Consider the following 23,089-nt stretch of genomic DNA (forward strand, 5'->3'; position numbering starts at 1 on the left):
GTTTCGTCTGGAGACTGTTCGTCGCGCGAGGCGGCAACGCCGCCGCGTATCGTCAATAAAGAGCAAAACCCGATCGCTTTGGTAAACGCGGGAGGCGCCGGGATTCACCATCGCTGCATACGTCGGCGGTTTTGATCGCTAGCGTTTATTTTGCGTGAAGGCCGGCGGAGCGTGGTTAATAGTTGACGCACGATGCACGCCAGCGTTGCCCAACGGCGGTTCCTGGCGTGAACGCGATGTTAAATAGCCTCTGCGTAGAACTGATCCGAGCAAAAGGTCAGGGATACTATCATGGCTGTTCGCAAGCGTTTCCGTATCGAAGAAGCAATCGTCGGCCATATGCCGGAGCCTGAATTCGTGGGCGGCGAGATCGGCCCCAACCACAAGGAAATCATGGACGAGCTGCGCGCGATCCGCTCCCAGATGGCCAATGCGATCCGCAGCGGCGGCAGCAACACGGCAAACGCCGCCATCGAAGAGTCCGCCGCACGCGAGGTCGCCGAAGCGCGCGCGCTGCTCGAGACCTATCGCGCCCAGATCGAGCAGTGCGAAAAGCTCAAGGTCGAGCTCGACCTGATCCACGACGCGATCAACCGCACCAAGGGCGAGATCGCGACCCTCCATGCCAAGAGCTTCAACGGCGAGGAGATGGCCAAGGTCAACGGCGAGCTCGGCGCGGTCGTCGGCGGCACCGAGCAGGCGACGCAGCAGATCCTGGAAGCCGCGGAGGCGATCGACCAGGCCGCCAGCGCGCTGTCCAAGGTGGACTCGGCCGACCAGCAGAAGATCCTGAGCGAAGAGATCCAGGAGCGCGTGGTCTCGATCTTCGAGGCCTGCAACTTCCAGGACCTGACCGGTCAGCGCATCAACAAGGTCATGACCACGATGAAGTTCATCGAGCACCACATCGTGGTGATGATGGACATCTGGGGCGGCGTCGACGCCATCAAGGCGCATACGCCGCCGATCGTCGACCACCGCGAGGGCGACGCCCGGCTGCTGAACGGCCCGAAGGCGGAAGGCGACGTCGGCCACGCTTCGCAGGACGACATCGACGCGATGTTCAACTGACCTCGGCCAGTCCCAGCGACCGCTCCAGGCAACGTCACCATACAGGAACGCCGGCGCTATCGCCGGCGTTTTTCGTTCGACTCTCGACCTTTGCGGGATGTTCGCCCGGATCTCAGGCGCGCGGTCCGCAGCGGACGTAGACCATCGTCTGGTAACGGGTCGCCGCATCCTTGTCGACGAAGCGGGTGATCAGCACACGGCCGTCGAAGGAGACGACCTCGCGGTCCTGCTCGCCGCCGGGCGGTCCGGCCGGGCCGATGTAGTTCTTGCCGCTGGCCGATCCCTTCAAGCGCAGTTCCTGGGGAGTCGCCTGGTCGGCTAGGTGCATCACGACACCACCGGACGTGCCTGCCCCGATGACGTAGGGCTGTTTGCACTGCGCCAAAGCCATCTTTTCGGTGCGCGGGCGGTCATTCGGGTTGTTGTAGGCGGCAAGCCCCCATTTGCCCACGAGATCCTCGGCGCGAATCGTGGCCGGCACCTCGGGCTCGACCGGCGCCTCGGTCTGCTGCATGGGGGTCGACGGCGACAGGCTGAAGCCCGTGCACGCTCCCAGAAGCATCGTGAGCGCTGACGCGATCGCGAGATTGGCAACCGGCCGCGCGCACCGTGAACTCGTCATGGCATCCCCTTAGGAACAAGATCATGGCTGCCCCGTCCGGCAACCAAGCGCAAAACGCTCGTCAGAGCAATGACGTCGGATGACGACGCCGCTCCACTAACATGTCTGGCCCGGGACAACATCCCCTAACAGCCTCAAGAACGGCTTAACGGCTGGCCGTTGCTTGACAGGAACAGCCGCAAGCCATATTTCCCCGAGCGGTCTTTAGCACTCGGAGGGCGGGATTGCTAAGGCTGCGAGCCAGTTGGCGCCAAGTGGGCGTTCAATGTGGCCGCATTCAGATTTCCTCCGACAGCAACACTTATCCAAGCACCCCAAAAGGGATCCGTCATGGCCAAATCGAAGTTTCGTCCCCTGCACGACCGCGTCGTGGTTAAGCGCATCGACGCCGAAGAGAAGACCAAGGGCGGCATCATCATTCCCGACAGCGCCAAGGAAAAGCCCTCGCAGGGCGAAGTCGTCGCCGTCGGCCCGGGCGGCCGCGACGAGAGCGGCAAGCTGATCCCGATCGACGTCAAGGTCGGCGACCGCGTGCTGTTCGGCAAGTGGTCCGGCACCGAGGTCAAGCTGGACGGCGAGGAACTCCTGATCATGAAGGAGTCCGACATCATGGGCGTCGTCGCCTGATCCCGACCTGTCGGGGGCGGCGATCAGCCGCCCCGGGCGAAAATGCTCTGCAACCTCGTTCCGGCGACAGACGGGCGATCACGCCCCTCGCCGTCGAGGTCTACTCCAGGAGAATTCTGAAATGGCAGCCAAGGACGTCAAATTCGCCGGCGACGCACGCGACCGCATGCTGCGCGGCGTCGACATTCTCGCCAACGCCGTCAAGGTGACGCTCGGCCCGAAGGGCCGCAATGTCGTCATCGAGAAGAGCTTCGGCGCTCCGCGCATCACCAAGGACGGCGTCACCGTCGCCAAGGAGATCGAGCTGGAGGACAAGTTCGAGAACATGGGCGCGCAGATGCTGCGCGAGGTCGCCTCCAAGACCAACGACACCGCCGGTGACGGCACCACCACCGCGACCGTGCTGGCCCAGGCCATCGTGCGCGAGGGCGCCAAGGCGGTTGCCGCCGGCATGAACCCGATGGACCTCAAGCGCGGCATCGACATCGCGGTGGCCGCCGTGATCAAGGACATCGAGAAGCGCGCCAAGCCGGTCGCCTCGTCCTCCGAGGTCGCCCAGGTCGGCACCATCTCCGCCAACGGCGACGCCGCGATCGGCAAGATGATCGCCCAGGCGATGCAGAAGGTCGGCAACGAGGGCGTCATCACGGTCGAGGAGAACAAGTCGCTCGATACCGAGGTCGACATCGTCGAAGGCATGAAGTTCGACCGGGGCTATCTCTCGCCCTACTTCGTCACCAATGCCGAGAAGATGACCGCCGAGCTGGACGACGTCTACGTGCTCCTGCACGAGAAGAAGCTGTCGGGCCTGCAGGCCATGCTGCCGGTGCTCGAAGCCGTGGTGCAGTCGGGCCGCCCGCTGCTGATCATCGCCGAGGACGTCGAGGGCGAAGCGCTGGCGACGCTGGTCGTCAACCGCCTGCGCGGCGGCCTCAAGGTCGCCGCCGTCAAGGCGCCGGGCTTCGGTGATCGCCGCAAGGCCATGCTCGAGGACATCGCGATCCTGACCGGTGGTCAGCTGATCTCGGAAGATCTCGGCATGAAGCTCGAGAACGTCACGATCAAGATGCTCGGCCGCGCCAAGAAGGTCGTGATCGACAAGGAGAACACCACGATCGTCAACGGCGCCGGCAAGAAGGCCGACATCGAGTCGCGCGTCGGCCAGATCAAGGCGCAGATCGAGGAGACCACCTCGGACTACGACCGTGAGAAGCTGCAGGAGCGTCTGGCCAAGCTCGCCGGCGGCGTCGCGGTGATCCGCGTCGGCGGCGCGACCGAGATCGAGGTCAAGGAGAAGAAGGACCGCGTCGAGGACGCCCTCAACGCGACCCGCGCTGCGGTGCAGGAAGGCATCGTCCCCGGCGGCGGCGTGGCGCTGCTGCGCGCCAAGAAGGCGGTCGGCCGCATCACCAACGCCAATTCGGACGTCCAGGCCGGCATCAACATCGTGCTGAAGGCGCTCGAGGCTCCGATTCGCCAGATCTCCGAGAACGCCGGCGTCGAAGGCTCGATCGTGGTCGGCAAGATCCTGGACGAGAAGTCCGAGACCTTCGGCTTCGACGCGCAGACCGAGGATTATGTCGATATGGTCGCCAAGGGCATCATCGACCCGGCCAAGGTGGTCCGCACCGCGCTGCAGGACGCCTCGTCGGTCGCAGGCCTCCTGGTCACCACCGAGGCCATGGTCGCCGAGCTGCCGAAGGATGCTGCTCCGGCGATGCCGGCCGGCGGCGGCATGGGTGGCATGGGCGGCATGGGCTTCTGAGCCCTGCTTTCGACATCTCACATTCAGGAAGGCCGCCTCCGGGCGGCCTTCTTTTTGGCCGAGTGTCCGCACCGGGGGTGCAGCGACCGCAAATCGGCGCTACAGCTTAAGGCCGATTCTGCCCCCACAAGGATTTTCAGATGCGCGCGATTTTGCTTGCGCTGGCCGTGATTGCAGCGGCCGCGCCGGAACTCGGTTGGGCCCAGAGCAAGAGCGGGACCAAGGCCCCCGCCAACGAGACTCGGTATTTCACCGCGATCGACGGCCTGATGGACGGCAATGCCGACGTGATCCTGAAGGAGACGCGCCAGGGCAAGACCGTCACCGCCGCCACGCTCGACGTCTGCTATCCCGTCGCAAAGAATTCGGATCGCAAGGACCGCTTCGTGGTCAGCCTCACGGTCAACGGCCAGACCTTGACCGGCGCGACCCAGAGCAACGGCGCCAAGGAGCCGGTCACGGTGAAGCTCAATCGCAAGCCGACCGGCGACACGTTCGAGTTCCGCGGCCAGATCACGATCGGCAAGAGCGTCACCGAGGTGGCGTCGACCGACAATTCCGACGTCAGCGAGAAGGAGTTCCAGGAGAGCCAGTCGAGCGACGACGGCATCAGCGCCCAGCCGAAGGACTTCACCGACGTCTCGCCCGAGGCGGTCTCGGTCCGGCTCAAGCTCGACGCGATGACCGACTTCCTCAAGAGCTTGAAGGGCGAGAACGTCGAAGTCTCGCTGTCGAGCCTGATCGTGAGCTGCGATGCCTTGCGCGCGGGCGAGCAGACCATCAGCATGACGGTCGACCCTGACCGCGCCGGCGCGCTGATCGCGAAAGCGCGGAGCATGAACGGCGTCGTGACGGCCGGCTGGACCGCAGGCACCATCGAGATGGACCGCACCATCCGCTTTGCGGCGGCCGACTGGCGCGACGGTGACAAGATCAACCGCGACAAGCTGGCGGGCGCCATCTCCGACGTCCTGGCCAGGACCTACAATGCCAAGCCGACGAGCGCGGCGTGGAATCCGGTCAGCGGCAAGCTGAAATTGACGTTGAAGCGGCCGAGCCAGCTGATGCCGGCCCTGGAGCTCACCGACGTCATCGAGGTCACCGGCCTCGTCTCGGCGGACAAGCCGGGCGGCGCGGACGCGCTGATGCTCTGGATCAGCAGCCCGACGACGACCACCATCGATGAGGCCTCGAGCGCCAAGCTGATCCTGTCGGACGAATCCTCGGGCGACGAGGAAGGCGACACGCGGGATGATGGCGGCGCCATCGACGAGCTGGCGAAGGCCTTCAAGGCCAAGCGCTGGGATGCGGACAACTCGGTCTGGAAGTAAGGCGAGCCATGACGGCATGGCGCCGCGATCTCAGATGCCACCCTCCCCTGGAGGGGGAGGGTCGATCGCGCGCGAAGCGGGCGAGCGGGGTAGGGTGACGCCGCGGGCACCGGTGCACGTGGAGAGATCACCCCACCCCGCCTCCCATTCGCTGCGCTCATGAGAGGCGACCCTCCCCCTCCAGGGGAGGGTGAAAGACGGGGCTCCACTTGGATCAGTGTGGCTGGGAATTTAGAAACGACCGTCCCGACTCAATTCGTGTTCAGCCGGAAGCGCAGCGTCTTCGGTCCGATGAAGATGATCAGGTCGCCCTGACGCTTCCAGTTCGTCACCGCGCTCAGCGCCGCGATCAGTTCGTCGTCGGCCTGCGCGCGCGCCGCCGGGCAGTTGCGGTCCTCGATCTTGCCGGCGATGAACACGATGGTGTTGCCGGCGACCGAGAACTGCCCCTTGCCGCCCTTGCACCACAGCTCGAGCACAGCATCACCGTTGTCGCCGATGTCGAGATCCGGCACCCGCTTCGAGCCCGGCTGCGGCAGCGCATCCAGCGTCATCTCCATGCCGAAGGGAAATTCCTCCGCCGAGGCGGCGGCAAGGGGCACGGCCGACATCAACAGGGCCGCGGCCAGTTTGGCGCAAGCTCGCTTCACTACTCGCATCGTTCCTCTCGACACATCATCACGTGCAGGGCTCGCCTCTTAAGCGATCGGCCCGGCGACCGCCAGCACGGCTCCCGCACAAATGTGTTCCAAACATAGCAAGCCCCGCGCCGCAGCTACGGCGCGGGGCTTTTGTCGCTGCCGGTGTTGCTACTTCAGCACCATCGCCGTGAACGGATAGACATAGGCCTGCAAGGTGACGAACAGGCCGACCAGACAGGCCAGCACGATCGAATGCAGGAAGACGTAGCGCAGGATCGAGCTCTCGTGGCCGTACCAGTTGGTGGCGGTCGAGGCGACGACGATCGACTGCGCATCGATCATCTTGCCCATGACACCGCCGGAGGAGTTGGCGGCCGCCATCAGGACAGGGGACAGGCCGAGCTGCTCGGAGGTGATCTTCTGCAGGTTTCCGAACAGCACGTTCGAGGCCGTATCCGATCCCGTCAGCGCCACGCCCAACCAGCCGAGCAAGGTGCCGAAGAACGGATAGAGCACGCCTGTCGCAGCGAAGGCCAAGCCGAGCGTGGCATCGACGCCGGACAGCCGGGTCAGCGTGCCGATCGCGAGCATCGCCGAGATCGTGATCAGCGAGATCGCGCAGAGACGGATGGTGCGGCCGTATTCCGCGATCAGTCTGCCCGGTCCGACACCCATCAGGAAGCCGGAGATGATCGCGGCGATCAGCATGCCGGTGCCGGTGAAGGTCAGGTAGGTGAACGAGAACACCGCGCCTTCCGGCGTCGGCTTCGCAGCCACCGGCGGCATCTTGTTGATCAGCTTGTCGAGCTCGGGCACCGGATAGTTCCAGGTGAAGATCGAGTTCGCCCAGGCCTTGAAGGCGCCGTTGCCCCAGATCAGCATGATGACGCAGACGATGATCCAGGGCAGCAGCGCGCCCCAGAGCTCGGCTTGCGTCAGCGGCGTGCGGTCCAGCGGCTTCGCCGCCGTCATCGTGGCGGCCGATTCGTCACGCCCGCGCAACGCTGGCGACAGCCACAGCTGCCTTGGCTGCCAGACCTTGAGGAACAGGATCAGCGCGCCCATCGAGATCAGCGAGGCGCCGATGTCGACGATCCACGGATTGATGTAGTTCGAGATCAGGAATTGCGGCACCGCGAAGGAGACGCCGGTGACCAGGATCGCCGGCCAGATGTCCTTCATGCCCTTCCAGCCCGCGAACGCCCAGATCACCCAGAACGGCACGATCAGCGAGAACACCGGCAGCTGCCGGCCGACCATCGCGCCGAGGATGTAAGGGTCGAGACCGGTGACCGAGGCGAGGCCCTGGATCGGCGTGCCCAGCGCGCCATAGGCGACCGGGGCGGTGTTGGCGATCAGCGACAGGCCGGAGGCCGCGAGCGGCGAGAAGCCGAGACCGATCAGCACGGCACCGGTGATCGCCACCGGGGTGCCGAAGCCGGACGCGCCCTCGAAGAACGCGCCGAAGGAGAAGGCGACCAGCAACAGTTGCAGCCGCCGGTCCTCCGTGACGCCACCGATGGCGCGCTTCAGTAGCTCGAACCGTCCGGTGGAAACCGTGACCTGGTAGAGGAAGATGACGTTCAGGACGATCCAGCCGATCGGAAAGAACCCGGTGATGACGCCCAGAAACGTCGCGCGCAGCGACATGTTGGCCGGCATCGTAAAGACGAAGATCGTGATCAGGTTGGTCAGGATCACGGCGATGATCGCCGCGATGTGTGCCTTGACCTTGCCACTGGCGATCAGCACCAGCAGCGTCACCACCGGGACGGCGGCGGCCAGCGTCGACAGCGCCGGGCTCCCCAACGGGTCGTAGATTTGATTCCACATCGTGACTTCTCCCCCCACGTTCTTGTTGTTGGACCTGAGGCCGGCGGGACGGATCAGGTCTGCTCGCCCAGGCCCCCAAGCCTGGCACAGGTCGGAAAAGCAGATCACAAAACCGGCAACGCCCAACTCTGCTCAAATTCTCGCGAAATCTGGCGGCGGTCGCAGTCCCTCTCCCCTGCCCCATGCTACGGTTTGTCACACGCGACCGACAAGCCGGCGGCCACCCGCCAGATTACGACTTTAGTCTAGGCAGGCGGTGCCAACCGCGATTTTCTCGTTTTTCGCCAGCCTGTTAAGACCTTTTCTCAGGAGCAGCCCCTCTGTGAACAATCTGCGCTCGACCGTCGCCACCGTCTGGCGGATCGCCATTCCCTACTTCCGCTCCGAGGACAAGGTCGCCGGCCGCATCCTCCTCGCCGCCGTCATTGCGATCGAACTGTCGCTCGTTGCGATCCAGGTGCTGGTGAACCAGTGGCAGAACAGGTTCTTCAACGCGCTGCAGCAGTATGATTGGAACAGCTTCATCTGGGAAATCGGCGTATTCGCCGTACTGGCGACCATCTTCATCATCCTGGCCGTCTACCAGCTCTATCTCAATCAATGGCTGCAGATCCGCTGGCGGCGGTGGATGACCGACGTCTACCTGCGCCGCTGGCTGGACAACGCCACGCACTATCGCATGCAGCTCAAGGGCGACATCGCCGACAACCCGGACCAGCGCATTGCCGACGACGTGCAGCTGTTCGTCGACAAGACGCTGAACATCACCATCGGCCTGCTCAGCTCGATCGTCTCGCTCGCATCGTTCATGGTGGTGCTCTGGGGGCTGTCGACCGATGCCCCGCTGCAGCTGTTCGGCACCGACATCGCGATCCCCGGCTACCTGGTCTGGATCGCGCTGATCTATGCGATCTTCGGGACCATCCTGACGCATTGGATCGGCTCGCCGCTCGTCAATCTCAACTTCGAGCAGCAGCGCTACGAGGCCGACTTCCGCTTCAACCTGGTGCGGGTGCGCGAAAGCTCCGAGCAGATCGCGCTGCTGCGCGGCGAAGGCGCCGAGCAAGGTCAGCTCGGAACCCGCTTCGGCCGGGTCGTGCAGAACTGGTACCAGATCATGAGCCGGACCAAGCGGCTGACGGCCTTCACGGCGGGCTATTCGCAGGCGGCCGTGATCTTTCCCTATGTGCTCGTTGCGCCGGCCTACTTCGCCAAGTCGATCCAGATGGGCGGCATCATGCAGACGGCGTCCGCGTTCTCGACGGTGCAGGGCGCGCTGTCGTTCTTCGTGACGACTTACCGGACGCTTGCCGACTGGCGCTCGACCGTCGCCCGCCTCGACGGCTTCGACATGTCCATCGAGAGCGCGCACAAGCTCTCGGGCGAGCCGCAGACGATCGATGTCGTCGACCATGCCGGCGACAGCATCGATCTCGCCCAGCTGCTGCTGAAGCTGCCCAATGGCCTGCCGCTGGTCGCGGCCGACGGGTTCAGCATCGGCAACAACGAGCGCACGCTGCTGACCGGGCCCTCCGGCGCCGGCAAGTCGACGCTGTTCCGCGCCATCGCCGGCGTCTGGCCGTTCGGCAGCGGCGCCATCAGCGTGCCCTCGCATGCCAAGCTGATGATGCTGCCGCAGCGGCCCTACTTCCCGATCGGCGCGCTCAAGGCGGCGATCGTCTATCCCGCGGCGGCGGACGCTTTCAGCGTCGAGCAGGTCAGGGAGGCGCTGGTGGCCGTCGGTCTGCCGCAACTGGCGGACCGCCTGGACGAGGACTCGCACTGGAACCGGATGCTGTCGCTCGGCGAGCAGCAGCGGCTCGGAATTGCCCGCGCGCTGCTGCATGCGCCCCAATATCTCTTCCTCGATGAGGCCACGGCCTCGCTCGACGAGCCGAGCGAAGCCAGGCTCTATCGGGTCATCGCCGAACGGCTGCCGCAGACCACCGTCGTCTCGATCGGCCACCGCTCGACCCTGCACGAGTTCCACGATCGAAAGGTCGAGCTGATTCGGGATGGCGACCGGTTCTCGCTGCGGCCGGCCGGACAGGCGGCCGACGCGACCGCGGATGGAGGCAGCTGACGCGAGCGCCGCTGCGCCAGCAAAGCAGAAGGGCGGCAGATTGCTCTGCCGCCCTTCGTGATGAGTTCGATCCGCCTTGCGGTGATTACTTCAGGTTGGTCATCGCCGTCAGGTCGACCGAGAGCTTGGCGATGCCGGTCGCGCCGCACCACTTCGAGCCGACGCCGGTCGGGTTGATCGCGGTCACGTTGGTCGTGCCGCTGCCGGTGAAGTCGCTGGTGAAGGCGTTGCAATCACCCTTGGAGAGGTTGGTGTCGGAGTAGCGCAGGTCCAGCGTGAACACCTTGTAGGTGAAGCCGACACCGATGTTCCAGGTGTTGTAGTCGGCATACTTGATACCATTCGGGAAGGCGGCCGTGCCGTAGAACGAGTCGGAGGTGCCGAACCACTGGCGGCCGAACTCACCCGACACATACATGCCGACGCCGCTGGAGCCGAAGGTGGTGCTGGGCGCGGTCCACTTGCCGGTGACCGATGCGTAGTTGCCCCAGGCGCCGGTGTTCAGGAAGCTCGGCGAGTAGAACTCGGTGATGCCGAACGTCCAGTTATCGTTCACCGTGTAGTTCATCTTGCCGTAGACTTCGAAGAACGAGACGTCCTTCTTCATCACGTTGAGGTTGGTCAGGGTGTTGGCCTGGCACTCGGCGCTCAGGGCGCGGCCGGCGAAGTCCGTCGTGGCGCCACCGCCGTAATAGCAGGTCCCGCCCGGATACAGATAGCCCCAGACGCCGATGTCGAAGGCGAAGGCGCCGAAGGTCGGGCGGACACCGCCGTAGATGTCGATCTCGGCAGCAGCGCGGTTCGGGAAGGAAATGCTCTCGCCGGCGACGCCGACGTAGAACTGCAGGTCCTTGTTGACGTTGTAGCGCGGCTCGAAATAGGCGGCGACCGACGGCTTGTGGTTCGACTGGGTGACGCCGCGGAACACGTAGTCGTTCATGATCGCCGCGCCGAACGCGATGTCCCACGGCTCGAACGCGACCGGAGGCGGAGCCTTGTAGGCCTTGACCGCCATGTCCGCCGCCGAAGCCGATCCCGAAACCATTGCCAGCGCCGTTGCCAGCAAAGCCCACTTCTTCATGACGATCCCCATTACCTATTTCGAAAAGCCTGCCCCACCTTGGCCCCCCAGGGCGCAAACAAGACCGGCTGCGTCATCCAGACACAATTTGTGCCAGGGTCTCGCCGCACGTGAAGCAAAAAAGCGCGGCATCTGCCGCCTTTTTGGGCGTTTTGACAATTCTACGGCAGGTAGTCAGCGCGTGTTGCATTTGAACAACAAATCTCCGTGTCCGAACGCACGCCAGGACGCACATTCGGTTGTGCCGACGCGCTGGAATCGTGGTGTCCCAAGCAAAACGACGCGGCGTAACGAGGTCGGATTCGCCCGGCCGTAGATCTGCGGGGCGACGGCTCCGACGAACAGATCCATCGGCAATTAGGAGCCGACGCAGACGCCAGAAGCCAGACGACAGGCGCCGGCAACAAACGAGAAGGCCGCAGCGTTGCCGCCGCGGCCTCCCGATGTGAATTCGTCTGGTGGTGAGAACGATCCGGACCGGAAAGATCAGTTTCCGGAGGCGGTCCCCTCGCCGTCTTCGTGCTCCTCGGGGGCCGCGCTCGGCATCGCCCAGCTGGTCTCGGCAGCCGATTCGGTCTCGTTCACTGCCGGGGTCTCGACCAGCGGAGCCATCTTGGGAGCCCGCTTCTTGGCGGCCTTCTTCTTCGGCGCGGCGGGAGCCTTTGCGGCCGACGTCTTGGCCTTCTTGGCGGGCGCCTTCTTCGCAGCAGCCTTCTTGGCAGGCGCCTTGGCCGGGCTCTTGGCCGCCTTCTTCGCCGCGGCCTTCACGGCCTTCTTCGCCTTCTTGGCGGGCGCCTTGGCGGCCTTCTTGGCAGCCTTTTTCGCGGACTTCGGTGCAGACTTCTTTGCAGCCTTCTTGGCGGACTTCTTCGTCGCCTTCTTCGCTGACTTGGCCTGCGCCATCAGCTTCTTCTTTTCTTTCTTGTCCTTCTTCGCCTTCTTGTCCTTCGCCATCAGAAACCCTCCAGTTGCCACCGTTCGATCAGCTCGTCCGGCGGGACGGGCCGGCAGTCAGCACGCGCCCATCCGTCAAATCATTCCTGGCCGCGGACCGCCCGTCGCCCAGTCGAGAAGCTCAACGGTGTGCACGACGGGGACAGAGGTGCCGCTGGCAATCTGCATCATGCAGCCGATATTGCCCGCCGCGATCACATTCGGCTTGACGGTCGCGATGTTGGCGACCTTGCGATCGCGCAGCTTCATCGCGATGTCAGGCTGGAGAATGTTGTAGGTCCCCGCCGAACCGCAACACAAATGACTCTCCGGTATATCTTTCACCACGAATCCGGACTTGGAAAGCAATTCTTTCGGAATGCTCGTGATTTTCTGCCCATGTTGCAGTGAGCAGGCCGAGTGATAGGCGACGACGATGTCGTCGCGCCGAGAGGCGGAGGCCAGTTCGAGACCGGCGAGATACTCGGTGATGTCCTTCGCCATCGCCGACACGGCGGCCGCGGCCGCCGCATATTGCGGGTCTTCGCGCAGCATGTGTCCGTAGTCCTTGATGACGGTGCCGCAGCCCGAGGTCGTCACCAGGATGGCGTCGAGACCGCCGCGTTTCATCTCCGCGGTCCACGCGTCGACATTGGCGCGCGCCCGCGCCAGCGCGTCGGCATCCTGCCCCATGTGGTGGGTCAGCGCACCGCAGCATTGCTCGTCCCTGACCAGCACGACCTCGACGCCGTGCCGTGTCAGGACGCTGATCGCGGCCTGGTTGATGCGCGGCGCCAGCGCCGCTTGCGCGCAGCCCTGCAGCAGCGCCACGCGGCCGCGCCGCGCTCCCTGCGCGGCAAACACGCTGCCGCCCGCTGGCCCCGGCGGCGGCAGCGCCGCGGCGGGCGCCAGATCGAGCATCGCCCTGACGCGCCGCAGCAGGCCCGGCGCAGGTGTTCGCGTCGCGGAGGACGCCGGCAGCAGCGCCTTCAACGGCCGGCCGAGCCGCGCCAGGGTCATCGCCAGCCGAAACTCGCGCGGCCGCGGCAGCACATAGGCGAGCACGGCGCGGAGCCACCGGTCGGTCAGCGGGCGCTGGTAGCGCTGCTCGATTCGCACCCGCGCCTGATCGACGAGGTGCATGTAGTGGACGCCCGACGGGCAGGTCGTCATGCAGGACAGGCACGACAGGCAGCGGTCGATATGCTTGACCACGTCGGCGGTCGGTGCCTGGTCCTTCTCGAGCATCTGCTTGATCAGGTAGATGCGCCCGCGCGGGCTGTCGAGCTCGTCGCCGAGCAGCACGTAGGTCGGACAGGTCGCGGTGCAGAAGCCGCAATGCACGCAGGCGCGCAGGATCTTGTCGGCGACCGCGATGTCGGGATCGGCGAGCTGCGCCAAGGTGAATTCGGTCTTCATGACGCAACGCTCCGACGCATCCTGCCGCGGTTGAGAATGGTCTTGGGATCGAAGGAGACGCGAACCCGCTCTTCCAGCGCGGCGACACCCGGCGGCTGCGGGTGGAAGACGTCGACCGCCAGACGCATCTCGTCCCACGCGCGCAGCAGGGTGGCGTGACCGCCGACGGCCTCCACCAGCTTGCGCACCAGCCCCGCGGACGCATCGGGCTGCGGCGGCAGCGCGGCCCAGATCAGCCCCCCGCCCCAGTCATAGATCACCTCGCCGCCGGTCTGGCGCGTCAAGGCCTGCCCGATGGCGCCGCCCGACACCGGCGGGCAGACGATCCGCCACACCGTCCAGGCGCCGAGCGGCCCATCGGCCGCGAACGGCAGCACGTCGCGGACGGCGCTCCAGACATCGGCGGAGGCGTCGTCCGCGATGATCTCGGCCGCGCCGAAGGTCGCGAGCTGCTTGGCGAGCGACGCCGCCCGATGCGCCGCGGACGCCGTGATGCCCTCCAGCCTGATCACCGTGACCGCCTCGCGCGGCGAGCCGGTCGGGCTCAACCCGGCGACCTCCGGCCGCAAGGTCGAGGCCGGCAGATGCGCGGCTCCGGACACATCGAACGGCGAGCCGAGCGCCGCCGTCATGGCCCGGTTGGCCTTGAGGTCGTCGAGCCCGCGCAGCACCAGACTGCGCTCCGACTCCGGCCGCGGCATCACCTTCAGGGTCGCCTCGGTCATGACCGCCAGCGTGCCCCAGGAGCCCGCCAGCAGCTTGCAGAGATCGTAGCCGGTGACGTTCTTGACCACCTTGCCGCCGGTCTTGAAGCTCTCGCCGAACCCGGAGACGGCATGCGCCCCGAGCAGATGGTCGCGCACCCCGCCGGCGCGGATGCGCCGCGGACCAGCCAGCCCCGCCGCGATCATGCCGCCCAGCGTGCCGCGCCCGGCCGTGCCGAGCAGTGGCCCCGTATACATCGGCTCGAACGCGAATTGCTGGCTCTTCGAATCGATCAGCGACAAGAGGTCGGCGAGCGGTGCGCCCGCCTGCGCCGTGATGATGAGCTCGTTCGGCTCGTAGGCGACGACCGCGCTCAGCGCCGAAAGGTCGAGCACGGCATTGGTCGCGGTGACCTGCCCGATTCCGCGCTTCGAGCCATGGCCGATCACATCGAGCGGCTGCTCATTGGCGATGGCCGAGCGGACCACCTCCTCCACGTCGGCTGCGTTGCGTACCTTGAGAGCGTCCACCGCTGCTCGCCTCGCTTGTTGATGATGACGATGGTCGAGCGCAACGCGCGGCCACCCCTGTTGGGGCCTTTCTAAAGCGTTGCGGCCCGGACACAAGGGCGGGCGGGATGGAACGTTCCAAGCGGTCTGCAGGGCTCGCCGCGAGCCCCGAAAGACGGCGCGCCCCCTCTCCCCGTTCTTCACGGGGCCGCGACGAGCTTCGCTCGCGCTGAGAGGGTCGGGGTGAGGGGCAACTGCACGGCACGTGCGCGTGGTGAGACCTGCCACCCACCCGGCTTGCATGCTCGATGCAATCCGATCTCCCAGCCCGTAGGGCGGGTTAGCGAAGCGTAACCCGCCGACTTCTCCAGACCATGGCGGGTTACGCCTTCGGCTCATCCGCCCGACGCCCTCATGCGCGCATCCATCCTTCGTCCGCCATCGAAGGATCGATACCACGAACCGGACTATCAATCCCCTCGCACACCATCAACGAGAGGACCAATCCCCATGACCGGATACGCCATCGCAACGAAAACCGTGAACGAGGCCGTCAGCGGCGGCGGCCTGCTGGTGGTGGCGCAATGGGAGGCCAGGGACGGCGAGGCCGACCGCGTCGCCGAGATCCTGTCGCGCTTCCTGCCCGAGGCGCAGCGCGAGCCCGGCGCAAAACTGTTCCTGATCTCCCGCGCCAAGGACAACCCGGCGCAGTTCCTGTTCTACGAGCTGTTCCGCGACGAAGCCGCGTTCAAGGCCCACCAGGAGAGCGACCACTTCAAGACCTACATCGCCGGCCAAGCCCTGCCGTTGCTGGCCCGGCGCGAGCGGATGCAGTACGGGCTGCTCTAGCGCCGGGAACCCGTCAAGATCAGAACTGGGTGGAGAGCGGCCTGTCCCTTTCCGCGATGAAAGGGGTGGGCGCCTTCAGAGGCCGCTTTTTTCAGTGGCAACGCCCGCTGAGCCAATTAATAAATTGCACTGTCACCGTAATCCCGACTTGTCTTGCGTCCCTCCGGGGTACGAGCCGGGACGACACCGTCCATGTCCCACGGCCTCTCTGGACAAAACCGCGACGACGATGAACGGTGCGACGATGCGGATCACGCAAGACGATCGGATTTGATGCGACTGGACGGGATGCAGATGAAGCTTGTGATGGGGATACTGGTCGCCGCGCTCGTCCTGGCCGGCATGGCCACCGGCCGGGCGACGGTGCGCATTGCCGACGACCCGGGCGGACGTATCGGGACTTATGTCGACAAATTCAAACTCCTGCGCGACTCCGGCGAGCACGTCATCATCGACGGACTCTGCGGGGGCGCCTGCACGATCGTGCTGGGGACCCTTCCACGCGACAGGATCTGCGTCACCCCGAGAGCCGTGTTCACGTTCAGGGAAACTGACGATCTGGGCCCCTTTTTTCGCACTGTCCCGAACCCGGAAGCAACGCGGATGCTATTTGACCTCTACCCGGCGCCGATCAAACGATGGATCACGCGCCATGGCGGCCTGACCGCACATCCGATCTTCCTTCGCGGCAAGGAGCTCCAAGCGCTTTATCGGCCCTGCACGATCAACGTCCCGGCCTCCGGCAGCGGGCGGCGGTAGATGGCTTGTTGAGCTAACTAGGTGCAGCGCCATCGTAGCCCCTGATATCCCGCGCCAACCAAGCCCGGCGTAGTTCCTGTTCTATGAACTGCTTCGCGACGAAGCCGCGCTCAAGACTCATCAGCGCGCCAGTCCGTAGGGCGGGTTAGCGCAGCGTAACCCGCCGACTTTTCCAGCCGCCACGCGGCGGATTACGCCTTCGGCTAATCCGCCCTACGCGCTGCACCCTTTTGATCTTTTGGTCAGTGTTTGCTCAAGAAGTACCAAGCAACTAAGAAAAAGCTAACGATACCGAATACGGCAAGAAAGTAGGCTTGCGATTGGTACTGAGCTAGCACAAGGGCGTCGGCAGGATCATAGCCAAAACGGTCCACCCATATTGTCTTCGCTCGCCGCTCGACTCCAGTGAGAGAGACCGTTCTCCAAAACCAGACTGAAGTGCCTGCTTTCCAGACCGGCACGCGCTTTTTAGCCATCATTGCGCTGCCATGGAATGAGGCCATGACGATGCAGGCCATCAGCAGAGGGATCAAGATGGATTGTAGCTCGGGTGACATCTCGCCCTCAGTTGCTGGACTCCAAATTTGACGCCTCGAAATCTCTAGCTCATTAGCTGAATGCGAACTCTTCCATTCGGATATTCAACCGTTAGAGTAGTCGATCAGTTCGTTTCTTATAGAAACAATGGGGTTCGTTATGGCCGAAGAAGAAACACCAACATACGCCATCCACATAAAGACCGGCCGCCCGGCGGCTGATTCGACTGACAAATCGACGGAGCGCTGGCAGGAACTTGTAGAGCGAAGAACACTTCGATCTCGCGAGGAGCTGATGCCTGTGGCACTCCAGCTTGTCCAGGATCAAGCGGTGGTGCACCAGTTCCGGGCAGTGCATGGATCTGACAACGAGGAGTTGGCGAGCCAATTCATCGATGAAATAGCACGAAGCGCGCGGGCGATCGATCCAGATATAACGCAGGCAGACGCTGCAAGGATAACCGTGATTCTTATGGAAATGCTAACGAACTCGGGTGAGGATTCAGGCGGCACGCGCTAGCATTGGGAACGCGGCCTCCTATCCTGACATCGAAAGCACCGGAAGTGGTGCTCCCGCATAGCGGCCGGCGCGCTTGATCAGTTCGTCATGGGTGCCGTCCTCGACCAGGCGACCGTTCTCGATGGTGATGATGCGGTCTGCGTTGACAACGCACATGATGCCTATCGTCGTTGCGAACATTCTCATGAAGGCGCAGAATATCATGGCGCCCATGCCGGCGAGTGAAAAACAATTCGTTTGCGGCGGTGGCGCGCGTTAAACTTCTGCTTGCGCGTAACAGACCATCACATCGGAAAGAGTGCGTCGGGCAGATCACCTCGGCGATATTGCGCGATCTTACTGCCTCATGCCGCCTGGCTTAGCCAATTCGCCCGGGGCAGAAGAACTTGTTTCGCGAGCGGTTTCAAAGTCCAACGGCCCGCTCGTCCGATGCGCCAAATTTCCTCTTTCGTTTTTATCGAAATCATATATACTCCCCCTCAGCTCACCCCTCCGAGAGGGACGTACGCGCGGTCGTCACGATACGTGGGGTGGGGATGCGGTGGCCGTGTCGGGTCGCAGCGTGGCTTCGCGCCATGCCGACGAACGATTTCGATGCGGACGTGAAATCGTGTGGGCCTGGCCTCCCGGTGCTGAGGCCAAGCAGGTCGTGCCCTTTGTGGGGCGGCCCAGCGACGGGGACAAGAACGCCGATCCCCGGGGCGAGCACGTATAAGCGTTAAGACCGCCGCGCAGGGAATGCCGGTTGATCGGCTGAACCTGTGGTACCTGCCGCCTGCATTTTTTTCGCAGGCGGGCCATGGGTGAGGCCTTCACCCGGCATTCCCTGCGCCCTCTCGATTGGTTTTGGAGGGCGGTGTCGATGGCATCACTCGGGCGGAGCACGCCGCGGGAGCGCGGACGTGCGTCTGCGAGCAAAGGTGGATGCGATGAGGACGACTCTCTCCCCGTCATTCCGGGGCATCGCGCAGCGATGAGCCCGGAATCCATAACCACTGGCGGATGTTGTCGGAGCGAAATGGAGCGACCCGCGCACCCCACACACCGGCCTGTGGTTATGGATTCCGGGCTCGCCCTGCGGGCGCCCCGGAATGACGCGGGGAGAGAGGTTCGCGTCAGATCCAGCAGACGTGGTCGATCGGCAGACGTCGGATGACGCCGCCCTGCTCTCCCGTCCGCGCCTCAGAACCTCGGCAGATCCGGAAACGCCAGCTTGCCGCCATGCACGTGCATGCGCCCAAGCTCGGCGCAGCGGTGCAGGGTCGGGAACACCTTGCCGGGATTGAGCAGGCCCTGGCTGTCGAAGGCGCACTTCACCCGCTGCTGCTGGTTGAGGTCGATCTCGGTGAACATCTCCGGCATCAGGTCGCGCTTCTCGATGCCGACGCCGTGCTCGCCGGTCAAGACGCCGCCGAGCTCGACGCAGCAGCGCAGGATGTCGGCGCCGAACGCCTCGGCGCGCTCCATCTCGCCGGGCTTGTTGGCGTCGTAGAGGATCAGCGGATGCAGATTGCCGTCGCCGGCATGGAACACGTTGGCGCAGCCGAGCTGGTACTTCTCGGAGAGCTCGCGGATGCGCGCCAGCGCCTTCGGCAGCGCGCCGCGCGGGATGGTGCCGTCCATGCAGAGATAGTCCGGCGAGATGCGCCCGACGGCCGGAAACGCCGCCTTGCGGCCGGCCCAGAACAGGTTGCGCTCGGCCTCGGAGGTGGAGATGCGGCAGGTGGTCGAGCCGCAGCCGTTTGCAATGGCCTCGACGCGGCCGATCAGCTCGTCGACCTCGACGCCGGGGCCGTCGAGCTCGATGATCAGCAGCGCCTCGACGTCGAGCGGATAGCCGGCATGGACGAAGGCCTCGGCGGCGTGGATCGCCGGCTTGTCCATCATCTCCATGCCGCCGGGGATGATGCCGGCGCCGATGATGCGCGCGACGCATTCGCCGGCGGCCTCGACCTCGGCGAAGCCGACCATCAGCGCGCGCGCCGTCTCCGGCTTCTGCAGGATGCGCACCGTCACCTCGGTGACCACGCCGAGCAGCCCTTCCGAGCCGGTGATCAGGCCCATCAGGTCGTAGCCGGCGTTCTCGGCGCACTTGCCGCCGATGCGCAGCACCTCGCCGGTCATCAGCACGATCTCGCAGCCGAGCACGTTGTTGGTGGTCATGCCGTATTTCAGGCAGTGCACGCCGCCGGAATTCTCCGCGACGTTGCCGCCGATCGAGCAGGCGATCTGCGACGACGGGTCCGGCGCATAGTAGAAGCCGGCATGCGCCACCGCCTGGCTGATCGCGAGATTGGTGACCCCTGGCTCGGTGACGACGACGCGGTTGTCGAAATCGATCTCGCGGATGCGCTTGAACTTGCCGAGCCCGAGCAGCACCCCGTCGGCCAGCGGCAGCGCGCCGCCGGACAGCGAGGTGCCCGAGCCGCGCGGAACCACCTTGATGCCCTGCCCGTGGCAATATTTCAGGACCTGCGAGACCTGCGCGGTGGTCTCCGGCAGCACCACGACCATCGGCGGCTGGCGGTAGGCCATCAACCCGTCGGACTCGTAGGGCAGCATCTCGGCGGCGCTGTCGATGACGCCTTCGCCCGGCACGATCGCACGCAGTGCAGCAACGATCTCGTCGCGGCGCGCCAGCACCGCCCGATCAGCTTCCGGCATCATGATCGCCATCGCGTTCCTCCGGCCCTCGATTTGTGCTGGCATATCAATCACAACGGAAACGGTTTGGATAGGCAGCGGATCCGCATCGAAGTTTGCGGCAGAGCAACAAGCTCAGCCATTATGCTGATTTGCCTCAGTGCTTCCCCGCTTGTGCGTCGCCTGAGGCCATGCCACAACCTGCGCGCAAACTCGTCTCGTAACCCACAGAGCCTGATCCATGAAGAAAATGACTTTGAGCGCGCTCGTCGTCCTCGCCTCGTCGTCGCTGGCATCTGCCGCGCTGGCGCAGGATGCCGCCGCCGGCAAGACGTCCTTCAACAAGTGCCTGCCCTGCCACGCGATCGGCGAGGGCGCGAAGAACAAGGTCGGCCCGGAACTCAACGGCCTCGACGGCCGCAAGTCGGGCAGCGCGCCGGACTACAACTATTCGGAAGCCAACAAGAACTCGGGCATCACCTGGAACGAGGCGGTCTTCAAGGAATACATCAAGGACCCGAAGGCCAAGATCCCCGGCACCAAGATGACCTTCGCCGGCATCAAGAACGAGACCGAGATCAACAACCTCTGGGCCTATGTCTCGTCGTTCGACAAGGACGGCAAGCAGAAGCAGTAAGCGGCCGCCGGCCGACACGTCACCTCGACTGCAAAGCCCCGGCGGACCGCCGGGGCTTTTTCACATCACGGCGCCAGGGCGTCGGCCGGGGTCACCGCGGCGACGATCCGGTCGACCTCGCCGGCCACCAGCTCCGGCACCGCGTTCTGGACCATGTGCCCGAGGTCGGGCAGCACGATCAGGCGGCTCTGCGGCACGACCCGCGCGAGCGGGCGGGAATGGATGTCGGTATAGACCGTCCGGTCGGCCCCGCCCGCCACGATCGTGACCGGGACCTTGATCTCGCCATAGCGCGGCGCCTGCTCGATCACCGCCTGCTTCAGGGTGACGAGATCGCGGGCATTGGCCATGAACTCGCGCGGGCGCAGCAGCAGCGGCGTCGCGGTCCGGTCGACGAAATCGTCCGGCATCGCCTGCGGCGCGAACACGCCGCGGGCGCCGGGCGCCATCAGCGCCAGGCCGAGCGGCAGCGTGATCGTATGCGCCAGCAACGGCCCGACCACCGGCGTCGTGACGGCCTCGTTGTAGCGCCCGACCCCGCCCCGCCAGGGATAGGCGACCGGCGCCAGCATCACGAGCCCCGCAACCCGGTCGGGGAAGTCGAGCGCCATGCGCAGGCCGAGCGCGCCGCTCCAGGAATGCACCACCAGGACGACCTGGCCGACGCCGAGCCGCGCCAGCACCTCGTCCAGCATCCGGGCCTGAGCCGCGGGCGTGGAATCCTCAGGGCGCGCGCGCGGGCTCCAGCCGTGGCCGGGACGGTCGACCAGGAGCACCCGGTGGCGCTGCGCCAGGAGATCACCCAGCGGACGGCGCATGGCCTCGAGGTTCGAGCTCGCCCCATGGAGCAGCAGGAGCGGCGGTCCGGACGCGTTGCGCGGCCCGATATCCACAAGATTGATGGTCGCACCGGCCACCGGGATCGCCTGCCCCTGCTGCGGATAGCGCTTTTCGACGATCGCAATACCGGCCCGCGTGGCCAGTGCGAGCCCACCGAGAACGACCGCAATAGTGATTGAAATCATTGATATTTTTCTACGTGTCACGCTGACAGATACGGAGCAGAACGAAGGCGGTTGCGCGGGAAAGCGCGCAATTCCACGTCCCGTCAAGCCAATCCTGTCATCATGGCGTCGTCGGCCATTTTATAACCATGGTCGGGACATTTCCTCGCAATCGGCTGATGGCCGTGAATTACTTGCGGTCAGATCATTGCGTCGTTTGAACACGATGACCGGCCCTGCGTTTTGTTTGGTGTTTTGGGAGGGGGTTACCGATGAGTTTTCGTTCGAGCGAGGCTGCGATCGACGAGATCGTCGCAAGTTGCAATGGCGATCTCCGCGGCGCGCTGAAGGCCCTGCTGCTGGTCAACGAGCATCTCGAGGCCGAGATCGCGCAGCTGTATGCCGCAGCCGCGCAGTACGGCATGCCGGACCGCCGCAGCACCGCATTTCACTGAGTCGGCTGACCGGGCCGGATTGCGCCGATCAGTCCTCGGACGTGATGTCCTTGTTCGGGCACGCGTTGATCGTCGATCGCGCCAGCTTGGCGTCGTCTTTCGACTTGAACGGCCCGGACGCGAACCAGATGTCGCCCATGGTGGGGGTGACGATCGGATTGCTGGTCACGATCTCGCAGCGATTGGTGGCGCGGTTGCCGACCACCCAGAACAGATCCGGATCCTCGGCCCAGGCGGCCGTCGCCGTCATTCCGATGAGCGCTGCCGTCAGCACTGCACGCCTCATTGCGCCACCTCCTCGCCGGATGTCCTCCGATCAACGGCAGGTGGGATGGCGCAGATCGGCCGGCAAGGACGGCCGTCCTGACATGGTTAATCGACCGCCAAGGCTAGATGTCGCGGCCTTCGACCTTCTCGGTCAGCGTCTTGACCAGCTCCGGCACCTTGTCCAGGTGCGGATTGACCTCGAGCGCCTTGCGGAACGCGTCCAGCGCCCGCTTCTCCTCGCCGAGATCCTGCATGATCATGCCGAGACCCGCGAGCGCGCCGAAGTGCCGCGGCTCACGCAGCAGGACCTGCTGGATGTCGGCAAGCGAGCGACCGTAATCGTTCTGGAGGTAATAGATCGTCGCGCGACGGTTCCAGGCCTCGACGTAGTCGGGCCGGAGCTTGATGACCGAATCGAGCAGCTTGAGCGCAACCTCGTTCTGCTTCGCGTCCATCGCTGCCTTGGACCGCGCCATCAGCAGGGCGACGGTGTCACTGGGGGTCTGCAGCCAGATCGCCCAGATCCGCGCCTCGACATGCTTGGCGCTGATCTCGTCGGGCGCCGCCTTCAGGGCGCCGAACAGGAAATCGAGGCCCTTGGTCTTGTCGGCTCCGACCTTGGGCAGCTTGGCGGGCGCCTCGGGCGGCTTCGGCTTGGGCGTCGCGCGCGGCTCGCCCTGCGCTTGCGCAAGGTGCGGTACCGAAATGACGACAACGGCGAGAAGAATCGCCCGCAAGGATCGCTTGGCCATGCCCCAAGTCTAAACGCAGTCGGCGCGTCCTGCAAAGCAGCACGCGC

23 protein-coding genes are annotated in these 23,089 nt (G+C 64.9%); 10 read left to right on the forward strand and 13 right to left on the reverse strand.

Annotation, left to right across the window (positions count from 1 at the left end; genetic code table 11):
- Positions 1–291: 291 nt before the first annotated feature.
- Positions 292–1,071 (forward strand): protein phosphatase CheZ, encoded by a 780-nt coding sequence (locus tag ACQR0W_RS13455; RefSeq protein ID WP_315716668.1) that lies wholly within the window; start codon positions 292–294, stop codon positions 1,069–1,071.
- A 112-nt stretch (positions 1,072–1,183) separates the two neighbouring features.
- Here ACQR0W_RS13455 and ACQR0W_RS13460 read toward each other — a convergent pair whose 3' ends face one another.
- Positions 1,184–1,693, reverse strand: a complete 510-nt coding sequence (locus ACQR0W_RS13460; RefSeq protein ID WP_315716667.1) for a hypothetical protein — start codon at positions 1,691–1,693, stop codon at positions 1,184–1,186.
- Positions 1,694–2,023: 330 nt separating this feature from the next.
- Here ACQR0W_RS13460 and groES point away from each other — a divergent pair, with 330 nt between their 5' ends.
- From groES to ACQR0W_RS13475, 3 genes are all read left to right on the forward strand, one after another.
- Entirely contained in the window at positions 2,024–2,320 is a 297-nt protein-coding gene (gene groES / locus ACQR0W_RS13465; RefSeq protein WP_008961387.1) for a co-chaperone GroES, read from the forward strand.
- Between the two features lie 121 nt (positions 2,321–2,441).
- Positions 2,442–4,085 carry a chaperonin GroEL gene (gene groL, locus ACQR0W_RS13470; RefSeq protein ID WP_315716666.1) on the forward strand — a complete coding sequence of 548 codons (1,644 nt, stop codon included), beginning with the start codon at positions 2,442–2,444 and terminating at the stop codon, positions 4,083–4,085.
- A gap of 140 nt (positions 4,086–4,225) precedes the next feature.
- Positions 4,226–5,416, forward strand: coding sequence for a hypothetical protein (locus tag ACQR0W_RS13475; protein ID WP_315753414.1), 1,191 nt, complete (start codon positions 4,226–4,228; stop codon positions 5,414–5,416).
- A gap of 251 nt (positions 5,417–5,667) precedes the next feature.
- On the opposite strand, the gene ACQR0W_RS13480 is transcribed toward ACQR0W_RS13475, so the two are convergent.
- Entirely contained in the window at positions 5,668–6,075 is a 408-nt protein-coding gene (locus ACQR0W_RS13480; protein WP_409977975.1) for an META domain-containing protein, read from the reverse strand.
- A gap of 150 nt (positions 6,076–6,225) precedes the next feature.
- Entirely contained in the window at positions 6,226–7,890 is a 1,665-nt protein-coding gene (locus ACQR0W_RS13485) for an L-lactate permease (protein WP_315716663.1), read from the reverse strand.
- 322 nt (positions 7,891–8,212) lie between these two features.
- On the opposite strand from ACQR0W_RS13485, the gene ACQR0W_RS13490 reads away from it, so the two are divergent.
- Positions 8,213–9,973 carry an ABC transporter ATP-binding protein/permease gene (locus ACQR0W_RS13490; protein WP_315825402.1) on the forward strand — a complete coding sequence of 587 codons (1,761 nt, stop codon included), beginning with the start codon at positions 8,213–8,215 and terminating at the stop codon, positions 9,971–9,973.
- Positions 9,974–10,058: 85 nt separating this feature from the next.
- On the opposite strand, the gene ACQR0W_RS13495 is transcribed toward ACQR0W_RS13490, so the two are convergent.
- The 4 genes from ACQR0W_RS13495 to ACQR0W_RS13510 all read right to left on the reverse strand — a co-directional run bounded on the left by ACQR0W_RS13495 (position 10,059) and on the right by ACQR0W_RS13510 (position 14,641).
- Positions 10,059–11,054, reverse strand: a complete 996-nt coding sequence (locus ACQR0W_RS13495; protein WP_315753412.1) for a TorF family putative porin — start codon at positions 11,052–11,054, stop codon at positions 10,059–10,061.
- A 486-nt stretch (positions 11,055–11,540) separates the two neighbouring features.
- On the reverse strand, positions 11,541–12,008 hold the full coding sequence (locus ACQR0W_RS13500; RefSeq protein ID WP_316187090.1) for a hypothetical protein: 468 nt from the start codon (positions 12,006–12,008) through the stop codon (positions 11,541–11,543).
- Between the two features lie 75 nt (positions 12,009–12,083).
- Positions 12,084–13,406, reverse strand: a complete 1,323-nt coding sequence (gene glcF / locus ACQR0W_RS13505) for a glycolate oxidase subunit GlcF (protein WP_316187089.1) — start codon at positions 13,404–13,406, stop codon at positions 12,084–12,086.
- Entirely contained in the window at positions 13,403–14,641 is a 1,239-nt protein-coding gene (locus ACQR0W_RS13510) for an FAD-binding protein (protein WP_316187088.1), read from the reverse strand. Before ACQR0W_RS13510 ends, glcF begins: the two co-directional genes overlap by 4 nt.
- Positions 14,642–15,130: 489 nt before the next feature.
- Between ACQR0W_RS13510 and ACQR0W_RS13515 the strand changes: the two genes are divergently transcribed.
- Complete coding sequence (locus ACQR0W_RS13515) at positions 15,131–15,469, forward strand: putative quinol monooxygenase (protein ID WP_316187087.1); 339 nt, start codon at positions 15,131–15,133, stop codon at positions 15,467–15,469.
- Between the two features lie 192 nt (positions 15,470–15,661).
- The gene (locus ACQR0W_RS13520) at positions 15,662–16,228 is read left to right on the forward strand and encodes a hypothetical protein (RefSeq protein ID WP_316187086.1); all 567 of its coding nucleotides are present in this window, start codon (positions 15,662–15,664) and stop codon (positions 16,226–16,228) included.
- Positions 16,229–16,470: 242 nt separating this feature from the next.
- On the opposite strand, the gene ACQR0W_RS13525 is transcribed toward ACQR0W_RS13520, so the two are convergent.
- The gene (locus tag ACQR0W_RS13525) at positions 16,471–16,785 is read right to left on the reverse strand and encodes a hypothetical protein (RefSeq protein ID WP_316187085.1); all 315 of its coding nucleotides are present in this window, start codon (positions 16,783–16,785) and stop codon (positions 16,471–16,473) included.
- A 139-nt stretch (positions 16,786–16,924) separates the two neighbouring features.
- On the opposite strand from ACQR0W_RS13525, the gene ACQR0W_RS13530 reads away from it, so the two are divergent.
- A complete protein-coding gene (locus ACQR0W_RS13530; protein ID WP_316187084.1) occupies positions 16,925–17,284 on the forward strand; it encodes a hypothetical protein in 360 nt (119 codons plus the stop codon).
- Between the two features lie 18 nt (positions 17,285–17,302).
- Here the strand turns inward: ACQR0W_RS13530 and ACQR0W_RS13535 are convergent, their stop codons facing one another.
- Both ACQR0W_RS13535 and ACQR0W_RS13540 read right to left on the reverse strand, forming a co-directional pair.
- Positions 17,303–17,440 carry a hypothetical protein gene (locus tag ACQR0W_RS13535; protein ID WP_316187083.1) on the reverse strand — a complete coding sequence of 46 codons (138 nt, stop codon included), beginning with the start codon at positions 17,438–17,440 and terminating at the stop codon, positions 17,303–17,305.
- Between the two features lie 1,026 nt (positions 17,441–18,466).
- Entirely contained in the window at positions 18,467–19,960 is a 1,494-nt protein-coding gene (locus ACQR0W_RS13540; RefSeq protein WP_316187082.1) for an FAD-linked oxidase C-terminal domain-containing protein, read from the reverse strand.
- 208 nt (positions 19,961–20,168) lie between these two features.
- Here ACQR0W_RS13540 and cycA point away from each other — a divergent pair, with 208 nt between their 5' ends.
- Positions 20,169–20,564 carry a cytochrome c-550 CycA gene (cycA, locus tag ACQR0W_RS13545; protein ID WP_315716648.1) on the forward strand — a complete coding sequence of 132 codons (396 nt, stop codon included), beginning with the start codon at positions 20,169–20,171 and terminating at the stop codon, positions 20,562–20,564.
- Positions 20,565–20,629: 65 nt separating this feature from the next.
- Here cycA and ACQR0W_RS13550 read toward each other — a convergent pair whose 3' ends face one another.
- Positions 20,630–21,589, reverse strand: coding sequence for an alpha/beta fold hydrolase (locus tag ACQR0W_RS13550; RefSeq protein WP_316168049.1), 960 nt, complete (start codon positions 21,587–21,589; stop codon positions 20,630–20,632).
- Positions 21,590–21,840: 251 nt separating this feature from the next.
- Here ACQR0W_RS13550 and ACQR0W_RS13555 point away from each other — a divergent pair, with 251 nt between their 5' ends.
- On the forward strand, positions 21,841–22,023 hold the full coding sequence (locus tag ACQR0W_RS13555) for a hypothetical protein (protein ID WP_315716646.1): 183 nt from the start codon (positions 21,841–21,843) through the stop codon (positions 22,021–22,023).
- Positions 22,024–22,051: 28 nt separating this feature from the next.
- On the opposite strand, the gene ACQR0W_RS13560 is transcribed toward ACQR0W_RS13555, so the two are convergent.
- Together ACQR0W_RS13560 and ACQR0W_RS13565 are read right to left on the reverse strand one after the other, a co-directional pair.
- Complete coding sequence (locus ACQR0W_RS13560) at positions 22,052–22,309, reverse strand: hypothetical protein (protein WP_315716645.1); 258 nt, start codon at positions 22,307–22,309, stop codon at positions 22,052–22,054.
- Between the two features lie 103 nt (positions 22,310–22,412).
- The gene (locus tag ACQR0W_RS13565; protein WP_316187081.1) at positions 22,413–23,042 is read right to left on the reverse strand and encodes a tetratricopeptide repeat protein; all 630 of its coding nucleotides are present in this window, start codon (positions 23,040–23,042) and stop codon (positions 22,413–22,415) included.
- Positions 23,043–23,089: the final 47 nt, after the last annotated feature.

This window comes from Bradyrhizobium sp. HKCCYLRH1034, from assembly GCF_051168375.1.
GTDB lineage: Bacteria > Pseudomonadota > Alphaproteobacteria > Rhizobiales > Xanthobacteraceae > Bradyrhizobium.